13 protein-coding genes are annotated in these 16357 nt (G+C 54.8%); 5 read left to right on the top strand and 8 right to left on the bottom strand.

The window, feature by feature from the left end:
- The first annotated feature begins 5 nt into the window (after positions 1-5).
- Both ACLD4F_RS14240 and ACLD4F_RS14245 read left to right on the top strand, forming a co-directional pair.
- On the top strand, positions 6-329 hold the full coding sequence (locus ACLD4F_RS14240) for a heavy metal-binding domain-containing protein (RefSeq protein ID WP_001160725.1): 324 nt from the start codon (positions 6-8) through the stop codon (positions 327-329).
- A complete protein-coding gene (locus ACLD4F_RS14245) occupies positions 326-1156 on the top strand; it encodes an N-acetylmuramoyl-L-alanine amidase (protein WP_001202293.1) in 831 nt (276 codons plus the stop codon). The genes ACLD4F_RS14240 and ACLD4F_RS14245 overlap by 4 nt, the downstream gene beginning before the upstream one ends.
- Here the strand turns inward: ACLD4F_RS14245 and ACLD4F_RS14250 are convergent.
- The 7 genes from ACLD4F_RS14250 to ACLD4F_RS14280 all read right to left on the bottom strand — a co-directional run bounded on the left by ACLD4F_RS14250 (position 1153) and on the right by ACLD4F_RS14280 (position 10297).
- Positions 1153-2166 carry an NAD-dependent epimerase/dehydratase family protein gene (locus tag ACLD4F_RS14250; protein ID WP_000866904.1) on the bottom strand — a complete coding sequence of 338 codons (1014 nt, stop codon included), beginning with the start codon at positions 2164-2166 and terminating at the stop codon, positions 1153-1155. The genes ACLD4F_RS14245 and ACLD4F_RS14250 overlap by 4 nt on opposite strands.
- A 95-nt stretch (positions 2167-2261) precedes the next feature.
- The gene (locus tag ACLD4F_RS14255) at positions 2262-3695 is read right to left on the bottom strand and encodes a DUF2867 domain-containing protein (protein ID WP_411010899.1); all 1434 of its coding nucleotides are present in this window, start codon (positions 3693-3695) and stop codon (positions 2262-2264) included.
- A 10-nt stretch (positions 3696-3705) separates the two neighbouring features.
- Entirely contained in the window at positions 3706-4707 is a 1002-nt protein-coding gene (gene ltaE, locus ACLD4F_RS14260; RefSeq protein WP_411010900.1) for a low-specificity L-threonine aldolase, read from the bottom strand.
- A 38-nt stretch (positions 4708-4745) separates the two neighbouring features.
- On the bottom strand, positions 4746-6464 hold the full coding sequence (poxB, locus tag ACLD4F_RS14265) for a ubiquinone-dependent pyruvate dehydrogenase (protein ID WP_411010901.1): 1719 nt from the start codon (positions 6462-6464) through the stop codon (positions 4746-4748).
- A gap of 157 nt (positions 6465-6621) precedes the next feature.
- The gene (hcr, locus tag ACLD4F_RS14270; RefSeq protein WP_411010902.1) at positions 6622-7590 is read right to left on the bottom strand and encodes an NADH oxidoreductase; all 969 of its coding nucleotides are present in this window, start codon (positions 7588-7590) and stop codon (positions 6622-6624) included.
- Positions 7591-7601: 11 nt separating this feature from the next.
- Positions 7602-9254: a hydroxylamine reductase gene (gene hcp, locus ACLD4F_RS14275; RefSeq protein WP_000458785.1), complete on the bottom strand. Its 1653-nt coding sequence runs from the start codon at positions 9252-9254 to the stop codon at positions 7602-7604.
- A gap of 143 nt (positions 9255-9397) precedes the next feature.
- Positions 9398-10297 (bottom strand): lysine exporter LysO family protein, encoded by a 900-nt coding sequence (locus tag ACLD4F_RS14280; protein WP_001648559.1) that lies wholly within the window; start codon positions 10295-10297, stop codon positions 9398-9400.
- Between the two features lie 200 nt (positions 10298-10497).
- On the opposite strand from ACLD4F_RS14280, the gene ACLD4F_RS14285 reads away from it, so the two are divergent.
- Positions 10498-12156, top strand: a complete 1659-nt coding sequence (locus ACLD4F_RS14285; protein ID WP_000599770.1) for an ATP-dependent endonuclease — start codon at positions 10498-10500, stop codon at positions 12154-12156.
- Here the strand turns inward: ACLD4F_RS14285 and ACLD4F_RS14290 are convergent.
- Positions 12153-13103: a VirK/YbjX family protein gene (locus ACLD4F_RS14290; protein ID WP_061376483.1), complete on the bottom strand. Its 951-nt coding sequence runs from the start codon at positions 13101-13103 to the stop codon at positions 12153-12155. The genes ACLD4F_RS14285 and ACLD4F_RS14290 overlap by 4 nt on opposite strands.
- A gap of 145 nt (positions 13104-13248) precedes the next feature.
- On the opposite strand from ACLD4F_RS14290, the gene macA reads away from it, so the two are divergent.
- Complete coding sequence (macA, locus tag ACLD4F_RS14295; protein WP_001523024.1) at positions 13249-14367, top strand: macrolide transporter subunit MacA; 1119 nt, start codon at positions 13249-13251, stop codon at positions 14365-14367.
- Positions 14364-16310: a macrolide ABC transporter ATP-binding protein/permease MacB gene (macB, locus tag ACLD4F_RS14300; protein WP_079841906.1), complete on the top strand. Its 1947-nt coding sequence runs from the start codon at positions 14364-14366 to the stop codon at positions 16308-16310. Before macA ends, macB begins: the two co-directional genes overlap by 4 nt.
- Positions 16311-16357 lie beyond the last annotated feature (47 nt).

Consider the following 16357-nt stretch of genomic DNA (forward strand, 5'->3'; position numbering starts at 1 on the left):
TCACTATGCAGTTTTCAACAACCCCAACGCTGGAAGGACAAAGCATCGTGGAGTATTGCGGTGTGGTGACGGGCGAAGCCATTTTAGGCGCTAATATCTTCCGCGATTTTTTCGCCGGCATTCGGGATATCGTCGGCGGACGTTCCGGCGCGTATGAGAAAGAGCTGCGTAAAGCGCGTGAAATCGCTTTTCAGGAACTTGGCGAGCAGGCTAAAGCGTTGGGCGCCGATGCGGTGGTAGGCATCGATATTGATTACGAAACTGTCGGCAAGGATGGCAGTATGCTGATGGTCAGCGTCAGCGGAACGGCGGTGAAAACGCGCCGATGAGAGCGCTACTGTGGCTGGTGGGGCTCGCGTTGCTGTTAACAGGCTGCGCGAGCGAAAAAGGAATTATCGATAAAGAGGGATATCAGCTTGATACCCGACATCGGGCGCAGGCGGCCTATCCGCGCATTAAAGTTCTGGTGATTCACTATACGGCGGAAAACTTTGACGTTTCGCTGGCGACGTTAACGGGCCGCAACGTCAGTTCGCATTACCTGATTCCCGCAACCCCGCCATTATATGGCGGTAAACCGCGCATCTGGCAACTGGTGCCGGAACAGGATCAGGCCTGGCATGCGGGCGTCAGTTTCTGGCGAGGTGCCACGCGTCTCAATGATACGTCTATTGGCATTGAGCTGGAAAATCGCGGCTGGCGAATGTCCGGCGGGGTGAAATCTTTCGCGCCGTTTGAATCCGCGCAAATTCAGGCATTGATTCCGTTAGCGAAGGACATTATCGCGCGCTATGACATCAAACCGCAGAATGTGGTGGCCCATGCGGATATCGCGCCGCAGCGTAAAGACGATCCCGGCCCGCGCTTCCCGTGGCGCGAGCTGGCGGCGCAGGGGATTGGTGCCTGGCCTGACGCCCAGCGTGTGGCGTTTTATCTGGCTGGACGCGCGCCGTATACGCCAGTCGATACCGCAACGGTGCTTGCGTTACTCTCGCGCTATGGCTATGAAGTCAAAGCCGATATGACGGCGCGCGAGCAGCAGCGGGTGATTATGGCGTTCCAGATGCACTTCCGTCCGGCGCAATGGAACGGTATCGCAGATGCCGAAACGCAGGCGATTGCCGAAGCATTACTGGAGAAGTACGGCCAGGATTAACGCGGTAAATTTCCGTGATCGCGCAGCCAGGCGGCGGTGCGCTCAATGCCTTCGTCCAGCGTGACGATGGGCTGGTAGCCCAGCTCGTCCTGCGCGCGAGTCGTATCGAGCGTAAAATCAAAATTCAGTTTTGACACGCCGTAATGCGTTAGCGGGGGCTCTTTGGCGGATTTTTTGCCGAAGCGCTCCATACTGCGGGCGATCATATCCAGCATCGGGTAAGGCACAGAGCGAATGCGGCAGTCGATAGTCAGTTCATCAATTAACTTTTGTACGATGCTGCGTAAGGTGCGGTTTTCGCCGTTAGTGATGTTATAAGCGCGGCCAGAAGGCAGATGATCGCAGCCCGGCTGGCTGGCCAGCCACATGGCGTGGATCGCATTTTCATAGTAGGTCATATCGACCAGCGCGCTGCCCCCGTGCGGTAATAAGACGCTACCGTAATGGTGCATCATATGCGCCAGACGTGGGATAAATACTTTATCGTGCGGGCCAAACAGGCTTTGCGGACGCAACACCGTAAAACGTGTTTGCGGATTAGCCTGCGCCAGCAGATTAATCACCTCTTCGCCGGCGGCTTTACTGCGGGCGAACTCATTGGCAAACCGATGCGGACGGAAATCTTCTTTGATATCACGGTGATGGTGGTAATCAAAATAGAGTGAGGGAGAGGAGATATGAATAAAATTGCGCACGCCCCAGGCGACCGCCCATTCTCCCAGGCGGCGGGTGGCGCGAACATTCGCCAGATCGAAAGCTTGTTGGGTTCCCCAGGGCGAGGTAAAGCTGGAGCAGTGCCACAACGTGTCGATCCCGGCGAGCATCACTTTAGCCTGCGAGGAGACCAGTTCGGTTAAATCCGCATGGACGAATTCCGCGCCCATTTTTTCAAGCAGCTTGCCCATCGCTTCATTGCGACCCGTCGCTCTGACGCTGATGCCTTTATTGCGCAAAAATTCAACCGCGTTTCGACCTAAGCCGCTGGTGGCGCCGGTAACCAGTACCTTCATATCAATCCACTGTGTTTAATAAACCGTCGTGCGCATTCTTCCGTGAATTACATCGGTATGCAATGGGAAACACGAAAGAATACAGCAACTTTTTCTCATTTTTCTGTGATTTGTTCTGCAAGTCGGGCAATACGCCTTGCCATTCCCCGGAAAATAAACAGGTGCGCTGGGATCATCAGTAGCCAGTAAATCAGGCCCGGCATTCCGTGTGGATGCCACCAGGCGCGCACGTCAATTTCGCGGTAGCGACCTTTATCGTGCAGCGTGAAGCTAAGCCGCCCCAGACCCGGCGCTTTCATGCCAAACAAGAGCGTGAGCTGTTTTTCTGGCTCGACAATGATCACTTTCCAGCTATCTACCGTATCGCCAGTCTTGAGCAAAGTATGCGACGGGCGGCCTTTCGCCAGTTTATGCCCCACCAGACGGTCCATCGCGGCGCGCGTCTGCCACAAAATATTGCCGAAAAAATAGCCCTCTTTGCCACCCAGCCGATTTACGACCTGCCAGAGCGCCGATAGGCTGGCCGGGGTCTGCGCGGTAAAGCCCGCCTGCTTTGGAAAATAGCCGTATTCGGGACGCCAGCGGGCGAAGGCCAGCGCGTCGTAGCCCCAGTCGCTGGAGTTCACCAGTTTTTCTTCTTCTTTCAGCGTGCGGCGAACGGCGTCATCAAAGGTGATAAGCGTTTGGGGGATCAACTTTTTTAACGCGGCGTCATCGGCCAGCAAATCGTGCCTCAACCCCTGGATTAAGGCTTTTGCGGTAGTCGGCGGCACAGAGGTAATGACGTTTAAAAACCAGACCGAAATCCAGCGGGTCGGAAAAGGCACCGGGATCAGCGGACGCCGTTTACCGCTGACGGCCATAAAACGTTCAAACTGTTGCTGATAGCTTAATACCTGCGGCCCGGCAGCTTCCAGAATACGATGCTCGTGCGCAGGGTGGTCCAGCAAGCCGACCAGGTAGTAGAGTAAATTTTCCAGGGCGATGGGCGTGGTGCGCGAACGCACCCAGCGTGGCGGCGTGAGTATTGGCAGGTTGTAAACCATGTCGCGCATGACTTCGAAGGCGGCGGAGCCTGCACCGACGATGATCCCGGCGCGTAATTCCGTCACCGGTACGCCTGCGTCGCGCAGCGTGTCAGCCGTAAGCTGGCGGGCGCGCAGGTGATCGGATTGCTCATGTGCCGGCGCCTGCAATGAACTGAGGAAAATAAGTTGCTTAACCGGCGTCTGGCGCAGCGCGTCGCGCACGTTGAGCGCCGCCTGACGCTCATGGGCGATAAAATCGCCGCCTTCGCCCATGCCGTGTACCAGATAGTAAACGGTATCAATGTCGTGAAGCAGCGCGGGTAAATTTTCCGGCCAGTGCAGATCGACCTTATGACAACTGACGTTGGCGAGGCGCTGTTTTTCCAGACGTTCCACGCGCCGCGCCGCCGCCCGCACCTGATGCCCTTGCTGACTTAGCGCAAAGACCAGGTGCTGGCCGATATAGCCGCTGGCGCCGAGAACCAGAATGCGTTGCGCCACGTTGCTCTCCTTAGCGGGCTAAAAAGGCGCGCCAGTGGGCGACGACGTCGGCAAGCTGTTCGCGAGAGACATCCAGATGCGTCACCAGACGCACAATCGGCGCGGCGTTAATCAAGATATTCCGTTCCCGCAAATAGTCGCCAAGCGCGGCGGCCTGTGCTTCGCCAACGCGAACAAACAGCATATTCGTTTCGTGGCGCATGACCTCCGCGCCCGCTTCCCGAAGCTGCTGCGCCAGCCAGGCGGCGTTATCATGGTCCTCTTGCAGACGCGCCACGTTATGCTTCAGCGCATACAGTCCGGCCGCTGCCAGAATCCCGGCCTGACGCATTCCGCCGCCGACCATTTTACGCCAGCGCGTCGCGCGTTTAATGTAATCGCGGTTGCCGACCAGCAGCGAACCGACCGGCGTTCCGAGACCTTTTGACAGGCAGATGGTAAAAGAGTCGCAATACTGCGTAATCTCTTTTAACTCACAGCCGTAGGCAACCACCGCGTTAAAAATTCGGGCGCCGTCAACGTGCAGCGCCAGTCCACGTTCGCGGGTAAATGTCCAGGCGTCTTTCAGATACGCGCGCGGCAGCACTTTCCCGTTATGCGTATTTTCCAGACTGAGCAAGCGCGTGCGCGCGAAGTGGATGTCATCCGCTTTAATCTTCGCCGCCACGTTCTCCAGCGGCAGCGTACCGTCCGCGGCGGCGTCGATGGGCTGCGGCTGAATGCTGCCGAGCACCGCAGCGCCGCCAGCTTCATAGAGATAATTATGCGCGCCCTGACCAACGATATACTCTTCGCCGCGTTCACAATGGCTAAGCAGCGCGACCAGATTGGCCTGGGTGCCGGTGGGTAAAAAAAGCGCCGCTTCTTTATCGGAAAGGTCGGCGGCGTAGCGCTGAAGGGCATTAACGGTAGGGTCATCGCCGTATACGTCGTCCCCGACCGGGGCGGTCATCATCGCCTCGAGCATGGCGCGGCCCGGTCGGGTAACGGTATCACTGCGTAAATCAATCATGGCACATCCCTGGATTTTAAAAGGTGATGTGCATTGTTTTACCTTAGCCAGTTCGTTTTCGCCAGTTCGATCACTTCATCGCCGCGGCCGCTAATAATGGCGCGCAGCATGTACAGGCTAAATCCTTTCGCTTGTTCCAGTTTGATCTGCGGCGGGATCGCCAGCTCTTCTTTTGCCACGACCACGTCAACCAGTACCGGGCCGTCAATGGAAAACGCGCGCTGTAGCGCTCCGTCCACGTCTGCGGCTTTTTCCACGCGAATACCGGTAATGCCGCAGGCTTCGGCGATACGCGCGAAATTGGTGTCGTGCAGTTCGGTACCGTCGGTAAGGTAGCCGCCGGCTTTCATTTCCATCGCCACAAAGCCCAGCACGCTGTTATTAAAGACGACGATTTTTACCGGCAGATTCATCTGTACCACCGAGAGAAAATCGCCCATCAGCATACTGAAGCCGCCATCACCGCACATCGCGATAACCTGACGACCCGGCGCGGTGGCCTGAGCGCCGAGCGCCTGCGGCATGGCGTTGGCCATTGACCCGTGGTTAAACGAGCCCAGCAGGCGGCGCTTGCCGTTCATTTTTAGATAGCGGGCCGCCCAGACGGTCGGCGTGCCGACATCGCAGGTAAAAATAGCGTCGTCAGCGGCGAAATGACTAATTTGTTGCGCCAGATATTGCGGATGGATGGCTTTGTCGCTGAGTTTGGCTAAGTCATCAAGTCCCTTACGGGCGTCCCGATAGTGCTCCAGAGCTTTATCGAGGAATTTACGATTGCTTTTTTCTTCCACCAGCGGCAGCAGGGCGCGAAGCGTGGCTTTAATATCGCCCACCAGCGCCATGTCGACTTTGCTGTGCGCGCCAATACTGCCCGGGTTGATGTCAATCTGAATGATTTTGGCATCGCTCGGATAAAAGGCGCGGTAGGGGAACTGGGTGCCGAGCAGGATCAGCGTATCGGCGTTCATCATGGTGTGGAAGCCAGAAGAGAAGCCAATCAGGCCGGTCATTCCCACATCATAAGGGTTATCGTACTCAACGTGCTCTTTGCCGCGCAGGGCATGAACGATTGGCGCTTTTAGTTTTGCCGCCAACGCGACCAACTCCTCATGCGCGCCCGCGCAGCCGCTACCGCACATCAATGCGATATTGCTGGAGTAGCGCAGCAGTTGCGCCAGTTTTTTTAGCTCTTCCTCCGCCGGCGTGACGACGGGGTGCGGGGCATGGTACCAATGAGTGACGGCGTTTTCAGGTGCGGGTTTCAGCGCCACGTCACCCGGAAGTACGACCACGGAGACGCCGCGATTTAACACCGCTTTGCGCATAGCGATGGCGAGTACCTGCGGGATCTGCTCCGGGCTGGAAACCAACTCGCAATAGTGGCTGCATTCACGGAACAACTCCTGCGGGTGGGTCTCCTGGAAATAACCGCTGCCGATTTCACTGGACGGAATATGGGCGGCAATCGCCAGAACAGGGACGTGGTTACGGTGGCAATCAAACAGGCCATTGATCAGGTGCAGGTTGCCCGGTCCGCATGAACCGGCGCACACTGCCAGCTCGCCGGTAAGCTGCGCTTGTGCGCCGGCAGCGAAAGCGGCGACCTCTTCGTGGCGGGTTGGCATCCATTCAATGGTTCCCATACGATTAAGACTATCGCTCAGGCCGTTCAGGGAATCGCCAGTGACGCCCCAGATTCGTTTTACGCCAGCCTGTTCCAGCGTTTTGGCGATGAAAGCAGCAACGGTTTGTTTCATGGTTCTCCATCTCCTTCAATGTGATAACGGTTACAAGTTTAGTTGAAGATGACGATGACGTTTTTCTTTGGCGAAGAGAGGGGCGAAAGGATGAAGCGAGTGGTAAATCGCCCGGTGGCGCTAACGCTTACCGGGCCTACGATGGAACGTTTACCGATTATGCGAGAACAAGATCGCCCTGTGGATGGCAGGAGCAGGCCAGTACGTAACCTTCGGCAATCTCCGCCTCGCTCAGCGTCATGGTGCTGCTCACCGTATAGTCGCCGGAAACGACTTTGGTTTTACAGCAGCCGCAAACACCTGCCCGACAGGCAGCGGCAACCGGTACTTTATTACTCTCCAGCGCCTCCAGCAGCGTCGTACCGATCGGGGCATAAAATTCCTGCGCTGGCTGTAGTTTGGTGAATTTCAGGCCGCTGGTTGCCGTTTCCGCCACCGGCGTGAAGAACTTCTCTTTAAAGAAGCGCGTTACGCCAAGCGCTTTCACGCCCTGTTCGACGAAATCCATATAGGGCGCCGGGCCGCAGGTCATGATGGTGCGCGATACCAAATCCGGTACGCGCTGTAATAATTCCGTGGTCAGACGGCCCGCGACAAAACCTTCCGTGGCATGATTTTCCGCCACTAGCGTAACCGGATACTGTCGCCACTCGTCGGCAAAAATCACATCATCCGGCGAACGGACGTTAAAGATGACCTGCACATCGGCCTGCGGGCGGTATTTCGCCAGCCAGCGACGCATCGACATGATTGGCGTTACGCCACAACCGGCGGCGAGCAGCAGAAATTTATCTTCTGTTTTATCGTCACAGGTAAAATCGCCCATTGCATCAGACAGCCAGATGTAATCGCCGCGCTTGATGTCATGGGTCAACCACTGTGAACCCGTACCATCTTCAATCCGACGAACGGTCAGCGTGATATATTCACTGACGCCCGGCGTAGACGAAAGGGTGTAGGCGCGCAGCGTTTCCGCTGAGTTACGCACGCTCACCAGCGCATACTGCCCGGCGCGGTAAGGGTAGTAGTCATGGCATAATAGCGCAATTGTCCATACATCCGGCGTCTCCTGACGGATGTGATGCACCTGCATTCGCCAGGGACATTGTGAGGTTGGCATCGTCATTATTGACCTCCTTACGCGCTCAGCAATTGCTTCATGTCTTCTTCAACGGTGGTCACGGAACGCAGACCGAACTTCTCGTTGAGGATAGCCAGCAAATCCGGCGTGAAGAAGCCCGGCGCGGTCGGCCCGGTGACAATATTTTTCACGCCTAATGACAGCAGCGTCAGCAGAATCACGATCGCTTTCTGCTCAAACCAGGAGAGCACCAGCGATAGCGGCAGATCGTTGACGCCGCAGCCCAGTTTTTCCGCCAGCGTCACCGCCAGGATAATCGCGGAGTAAGCATCGTTACACTGACCGGCATCGACCAGACGCGGCAGCCCTTCGATGTCGCCGAACTCCAGTTTGTTGAAACGGTATTTACCGCACGCCAGGGTCAGGATCAGGCAGTCATCCGGTACGCTGGTGGCGAAATCGGTAAAGTAGTTACGCTCGCCGCGCGCGCCGTCACAGCCGCCGACCAGGAAGATGTGACGCAGTTTTTCACGACTGACCAGGTCAATCAGGGTATCAGCCGCGCCGAGCAGGGTCTGACGACCAAAACCGACGGTGATGAGATGCGGAATTTCGCTATACGGGAAGCCCGCCATTTGCTGCGCCTGGGCAATGACCGGCCCGAAGTCATCGCCTTCAAGATGGCTAACGCCCGGCCAGCCGACGATGCTACGGGTCCAGATACGGTCGTCATAGCTGCCCACGGTTGGGTCGATAATGCAGTTAGAAGTCATCACGATTGGGCCAGGGAAGCGGGCGAACTCGACCTGCTGATTCTGCCAGCCGCTGCCGTAGTTACCGACCAGATGCTTGAATTTACGCAGTTCCGGATAGCCATGTGCGGGCAGCATTTCACCGTGAGTGTAGACGTTAACGCCGGTGCCTTCGGTCTGCTCCAGCAGGTTGTAGAGATCTTTCAGATCGTGACCGGAGATCAGAATGCACTTGCCTTCAGTCGCTTTGACGTTGACCTGAGTCGGCGTTGGGTGACCGTATTTGGTGGTTTCACCGGCATCCAGGATGCTCATCACTTTGAAGTTCATCTGGCCGATTTCCATTGCGCACTCCAGCAGCGCGTTCATATCAGCAGGCCAGGTGCCGAGCCAGGCCATGATTTTGTGGTACTGCGCGTAAATGTCGTTGTCGTATTGACCGAGAACGTGCGCGTGTTCCATATACGCCGCCGCGCCTTTCAGACCGTACAGGCACAGCAGACGCAGGCCGAGGATGTTCTCGCCAATGGCGGCTTTGTCTTTATTCGGGGTAAATTCCGCCGCCTGACGTTGCAGTTCGCCCAGATCGTCGCTGACCAGTTGCAGATCGGCCATCGGATTGTCGCAATGCGCATTGGCATCCACGCTCAGGCACTGCGCTTTCAACGCTTCACGCAAGGCAATCGCTTCACGGGCGTAGCCGACGATACGCGGAGAGTCGAAGTTAACATTGGTCAGCGTGGAGAAAAACGCGCGCGGCGCAAAGTTATCAACGTCGTGATTAATGATGCCATATTCACGGGCCTTCACTGCCCAGGCAGACAAACCTTGCAAAGCCGCAATCAGCAGATCTTGCAGATCGGACGTTTCAGCTGTTTTACCGCACATTCCCTGCGCGTAGGAGCAGCCGTTTCCGGCTGGTGTACGGATGGTTTGTTCACATTGCACACAAAACATGGTCACACCCTTTAAAGTTATATTTAATATACATGTTTAAGGTTATGCCTGTGAACAAAGGGATAAAAGGGATTTCTGCCATAATGTGCAAGGAGATTGATTTAGCGCAATTTTGGCGGCAGATGCCTACCGCCAAAGAGGTATCAGGCCGAGAAGAACGCCATTAAGAGGGGGACCAGCAGGCTGAGGATAAAGCCATGTACAATAGCCGCCGGAACAATCTCTACGCCGCCGGAGCGCTGTAATACCGGCAACGTAAAGTCCATTGAGGTCGCTCCGCACAGGCCCAACGCCGTTGAACGGCTGCGGCGAATCAGACCGGGAATAAGCATAATGGCCAAAAGTTCGCGGGCCAGATCGTTAAAAAATGCCGCGCTGCCGATAACCGGTCCAAACGACTCCGTCAGCAAAATACCGGAAAGAGAGTACCAGCCGAAACCTGACGCCATCGCCAGGGCGGTTTTTAGCGGTAAGTCCAGGATAAACGCATTAATCACGCCGCCCAGTAATGAGCTTGCCACGACAACGACCGCGACCATCATTCCCCGGCGGTTAAGCACAATTTGCTTTAAGGTCATGCCGCTATTTCGTAACTGAATCCCCACCAGGAACAATAAAAAGATCAGCGTATATTCACTGGCTTCGGTGGCGTGCTGTAAAACAGAGAGTCCGCTCAGGCCGATGACAAACCCCAATACCACTACGCCGCACAGTTGCAGCGACTCCAGCGCCATGGCAATACGCGAAGGCAGTTTTTCCTGCTGATGATGGTGACGCCACGGGAGGATACGTTCCAGCCACAATAAGGCAGCGATATTACACAATAAAATAATCGTAATACTGACGGCGGAATAATGAAAAATCGCCACCAGATTACTGGCGAGGTTATCCAAAAACGCCAGGCTTATTCCCATAAAAAAGAGAATAAGATACACGATCCAGCTCAGTAGCCGGTTAATAAGTTGTAATGCGGCTTTATGTCGCAGTGGAATGAGATAGCCCACAATCAGTGGAACCAGAATGATTAAAAGTCCTGAAAACATGAACAGCCGGGCCCTTTTTTATTGTTTGAATAGTGTACATGACACTACCGAATTCCAGACTATCAGTAAAGCGACACCGTCAGCCGTACATTTATCAGACAGTTGCCTCAGGCAAAGGGGAGAATATCACGCCAGGTGGAAGCATTTGCCGTTATACTGCGGTGAGTTTAATGGAGTGGTGACGCTTTTCTGGAGGAAGCATGATTCTCGAACGCGTTGAAATAGTGGGATTTCGCGGTATCAACCGACTGTCGTTGATGCTGGAACAAAACAACGTGCTGATTGGGGAAAACGCCTGGGGCAAATCCAGCCTGCTGGATGCGCTGACTCTGTTATTGTCGCCGGAACTCGATCTCTACCATTTTGTCCGTGAGGATTTCTGGTTTCCGCCTGGCGACATAAAAGGACGCGAGCATCACCTGCATATTATTCTGACTTTTCGCGAAACGCAGCCAGGGCGGCATCGGGTACGTCGTTATCGAGCGCTGGAAGCATGCTGGTCGCCTTGCGAGGATGATTTTCACCGTATTTTTTATCGGCTAGAGGGCGAATGCGGCGCCGATGGCAGCGTGATGACGCTGCGCAGTTTTCTCAATAGCGATGGGCAGCCATTGCCGGTGGAAAATATTAACGATCAGGTGCGCCACCTGGTTCGTCTGATGCCAGTGCTACGTTTGCGCGATGCGCGCTTTATGCGACGTATTCGCAACGGTACAGTGCCTAATGTGCCGGATGTTGAAGTCACGGCCAGACAGCTGGATTTTCTGGCGCGTGAGTTGGCGACCCGGCCGCAAAATTTAACCGACGGGCAGATTCGCCAGGGACTGTCCGCGATGGTGCAACTGCTTGAGCACTATTTTTCGGAGCAGGGCGCAGGACAGGCGCGTCACCGACTCATGCGCCGGCGTTCGCAAAATGAGCAACGTAGCTGGCGCTATCTGGATATTATTAATCGGATGATCGACAAACCGGGCAGCCGGTCGCATCGGGTGATCCTGCTGGGGCTTTTCTCCACGCTGTTACAGGCGAAAGGGACGCTGCGGTTACATAAAGACGCGCGACCATTACTGCTGGTGGAAGATCCGGAAACCCGTTTGCATCCCATTATGCTTTCAGTCGCCTGGCAATTGCTCAATCTGTTACCGCTACAGCGGATAGCGACGACTAACTCAGGCGAATTGCTCTCGCTAACGCCGGTGGAGCATGTCGTACGGTTGGTGCGCGAATCTTCCCGCGTCGCCGCCTGGCGTTTGGGCCCGGGCGGGTTAAGCGCGGAAGATGGACGGCGCATCGCCTTTCATATCCGCTTTAATCGCGCGTCGTCGCTGTTTGCGCGTTGCTGGCTACTGGTGGAAGGCGAGACGGAAACCTGGGTTATTAATGAGCTGGCGCGTCAGTGTGGACATCATTTTGATGCGGAGGGCATTAAAGTCATTGAGTTTGCTCAGTCCGGTCTGAAACCGCTGGTGAAGTTCGCCCGCCGTATGGGAATCGAGTGGCATGTCCTGGTGGATGGCGACGAAGCGGGGAAAAAATATGCCGCGACGGTCCGCAGTCTGCTTAATAACGATCGGGAAGAAGAACGCGAACATCTCACGGCGCTGCCTGCGCTGGATATGGAACATTTTATGTATCGTCAGGGCTTTGCCGATGTTTTTCACCGGGTTGCGCAGCTTCCGCCTAATGTACCGATGAATACCCGGAAAATTATCACTAAAGCTATCCACCGCTCGTCAAAGCCGGATTTGGCGATTGAAGTCGCGATGGAAGCCGGGCGGCGGGGAATTGACGCCGTGCCGCCGCTGTTCAGAAAGATGTTCTCGCGCGTGGTTTGGCTGGCGCGGGGCCGGGCGGATTAGCGTTTGAATGTGGCCGGAACCTGTTCGACGACGCTATCGAGTAAAGCATAGCGGCGGCGATACTCGGCCCGTTTCTTACTGGCGATCTCCGCTTCGCTTTTTCGGGCGATCGCCAGCGGTAGCGCATAGTAATTCCCTTTAATTCTTTCACCGCCTAACGATTCCCAAAACGCGTCATAGTCGGCATGCATTTGCGTCTTTTTATCCATGTATCGCCAGCTACGGTAAACGTGCGCATCGTTACTCACGGCTATAATCTGCTCCGCCTGAAAGACTTGCGCAAACTGACAGAGAGCCTCCATCACGATGCGTTTGGGAAAAAGACCATGGCAGGCTTTGGTCGCCTGCTGGATAATTTCGTGAGGGACGTCGTTTGCCGCGCCCTGTAATCCGCCGATAAATAGTGTGCGTTGTTGGTTAAAGCGACACAGAGTAAATGTGATCTCTGCCAGAATACGTAACTGTGCGTCGCGAACAACAATAGTGCTTTCACCTTCTTTATCCAGTGAGACCAGACTGACTAAATCAAGTTGAAACAACTCGCCGGTTTTAGTTTCAAATTTAGCAAGATTCAGGCCATACTGACTTAAATAGCTAACTTGTTGTTCCCGCGATAAAAGTTGGCGCATCTGTTGATAATGAAAACACAGCGCATCTAAAGCGAAATCGCGTTTAATATTTACAGCCATATAAGGACGATGTAGCCGAATAGGCAAACGCGGCTGACGAGCAAGTAACGTATTTAACTCCGGCCATTGGGTGAGATTGGTCAGTAATTGGCTGGTCGCACGCGGCATGACTAATGAGCGGATTAAAAACTTGCGACGAAAGCTGGCTTTACGCCAGAATTTTCCTGGCTGTAATTGCCCGCGCGTCAGACGAATAAATAATTGTAAAGGAGAGATGTAATCTGAAGTGTACCAGGTATTATCTGTAAGCTGTGTCATGATCGTAATCCGCGACATAAGATTGTCGAGATTGAACCACAGGAAACATTAACCAATCGTCAATACAGCCGGCGCTATCTTTATTGTGTCAGGTTTGTTTAGATACGGTTTACTTTCTGGTTAAAATTTTGCCGTCAGGGTTTCTATGCGTGCTAAGGGAAAGAAATTTAAAAAGCGTTATCTGGTCATTATTTTAATTCTTTTAGTGGGGGGGATGGTTAGCTGGCGAATGATAAATGCGCCGCTGCCAACTTATCAGACATTAATCGTGCGGCCAGGCGATCTTGAACAGAGTGTACTGGCGACTGGAAAACTGGACGCGTTGCGTAAAGTGGATGTCGGCGCGCAGGTGAGCGGCCAGTTGAAAACGCTGCTGGTCTCCATTGGCGATAACGTTAAAAAAGATCAGCTACTCGGCGTGATTGACCCAGATCAGGCGGAGAACCAGATAAAAGAGGTCGAGGCCACCCTGATGGAGCTGAACGCGGAGCGTCAGCAGGCAGCCGCTGAGTTAAAGCTGGCGCGGGTTACGCTGGCGCGCCAGCAGCAGTTAGCTAAGACTCAGGCGGTATCGCAACAGGATCTGGATACCGCGGCGACGGAGATGGCGGTTAAACAGGCGCGTATTGGCACCATAGATGCCCAGATCAAACGTAATCGGGCCTCGTTGGACACCGCGAAAACCAACCTGGAATATACCCGTATTGTTGCCCCCATGGCGGGGGAAGTGACGCAAATCACTACCCTGCAAGGACAAACGGTGATTGCAGCTCAGCAGGCGCCCAATATTCTGACGCTGGCGGATATGAGCACCATGCTGGTAAAAGCGCAGGTCTCGGAAGCGGACGTGATCCATCTTCGGGCGGGGCAGAAAGCATGGTTCACCATTGCAGGCGATCCGCAAACGCGCTATGAAGGCGTTTTAAAAGATATTCTGCCGACGCCGGAAAAGATCAACGACGCTATTTTTTATTACGCCCGGTTTGAAGTGCCGAATCCCAAAAGAATCTTGCGTCTTGATATGACCGCACAGGTTTATATTCAACTCATGGATGTCAAAAATGTGTTGATTATTCCTCTCGCCGCGCTTGGCGAACCGGTGGGCGGCAATCGTTATAAAGTGGCGCTGTTGCGTAACGGCGAAAAACGTGAGCGCGAAGTGGTCATTGGCGAGCGTAACGATACAGACGTGGAAGTGGTTAAAGGTCTGGAAGCGGGCGATGAGGTGATCATCGGCGAGAGCAGGCCAGGAGCGACGCCATGACGGCATTGCTTGAACTGCGCAATGTGAGTCGCAGCTACCCCTCCGGAGAAGAGCAGGTGGCGGTGTTAAAAGATATCTCCCTGCAAATCCACGCCGGGGAGATGGTGGCGATCGTCGGCGTTTCCGGTTCTGGAAAATCAACGCTGATGAATATCCTCGGGTGCCTGGATAAACCGACCAGCGGCACTTATCGGGTGGCGGGGCGGGACGTCTCGACGCTGGACCCGGACGCGCTGGCGCAGCTGCGGCGTGAGCATTTTGGCTTTATCTTTCAGCGCTACCATCTGTTGTCGCATTTAACGGCAGCGCAAAATGTTGAAATCCCCGCCGTCTACGCCGGCATTGAACGCAAAAAACGCCAGGCGCGCGCCAGAGAGTTGCTTTTGCGGCTGGGATTAAGCGATCGCGTCGATTACCCACCTTCACAGCTTTCTGGCGGACAGCAGCAGCGTGTCAGTATTGCCCGCGCGCTGATGAACGGCGGACAGGTGATTCTGGCGGATGAACCGACCGGCGCGCTGGATAGCCATTCCGGCGAAGAGGTGATGGCGATTTTGCGCCAACTGCGCGATCGCGGACATACGGTGATCATTGTGACGCACGATCCGCTGATTGCCGCCCAGGCGGAGCGGATTATTGAAATTCACGATGGCAAGATTGTCCATAATCCGCTCGCGCAGGAAAAGAAACGCGAACAGGGCGTTGACGCTGCCGTAGTTAATACGGCTCCCGGCTGGCGGCAATTTGCCAGCAGCTTTCGCGAAGCGCTGTCGATGGCGTGGTTAGCGATGGCCGCTAACAAAATGCGTACTTTACTGACCATGCTGGGAATTATTATCGGTATTGCGTCGGTGGTGTCGATTGTGGTGGTCGGCGACGCCGCAAAACAGATGGTACTGGCGGATATCCGCGCTATGGGCACTAACACGATTGATATTCATCCAGGCAAAGATTTCGGCGACGACAACCCGCAGTATCGACAGGCGCTGAAATATGACGATCTGGTCGCTATTCAGAAACAGCCGTGGGTTAACTCTGCGACGCCCAGCGTTTCAAAGAGCTTACGTCTTCGCTATGGCAATATTGATATTGCCGTAAATGCTAATGGCGTCAGTGGCGATTATTTTAACGTTTACGGCATGTCCTTTAGGGAGGGGAACACCTTCAATGCTGTACAGCAACAGGATCGCGCGCAGGTGGTGGTGCTGGATGCCAACACGCGACGCCAGCTATTTCCAAATAAAGCGAATGTCGTAGGGGAAGTGGTGCTGGTGGGTAATATGCCGGTTATTGTTATTGGCGTGGCGGAAGAGAAACCGTCCATGTACGGCAATAGCAATCTGTTGCAAGTTTGGTTGCCCTATAGCACGATGTCAGATCGCATAATGGGTCAGTCATGGCTTAACTCGATCACCGTTCGTGTGAAAGATGGCGTTGATAGCGATCAGGCTGAACAGCAGCTTACTCGCCTGCTCACCTTACGCCACGGTAAAAAAGACTTCTTCACCTGGAATATGGACAGCGTCCTGAAAACGGCTGAAAAAACCACCTATACTCTTCAGTTATTTCTGACGCTGGTGGCTGTCATTTCGCTGGTTGTCGGCGGCATCGGCGTTATGAATATTATGCTGGTTTCCGTCACCGAGCGAACGCGTGAAATCGGCATCCGTATGGCGGTAGGCGCGCGCGCCAGCGATGTGCTACAGCAGTTTCTTATTGAAGCGGTGCTGGTTTGTCTGGTTGGAGGAGCGCTGGGGATTAGCTTGTCGATGTTCATCGCATTTATGCTACAGCTTTTCCTGCCCGGCTGGGAGATCGGTTTTTCACTGACTGCGCTGGCGAGCGCGTTTTTATGTTCGACATTTACTGGGATACTGTTTGGCTGGCTACCGGCGAGAAACGCGGCGCGACTGGACCCGGTGGATGCGCTGGCAAGGGAGTAATCTTGCTGACGTCATTTGTCGGCCTGATAAGATGTAACAGTGTCGCT

The organism is Salmonella sp. 741265050_HSA (assembly GCF_046569445.1).
GTDB classification, from domain to species: Bacteria; Pseudomonadota; Gammaproteobacteria; order Enterobacterales; family Enterobacteriaceae; genus Salmonella; species Salmonella enterica.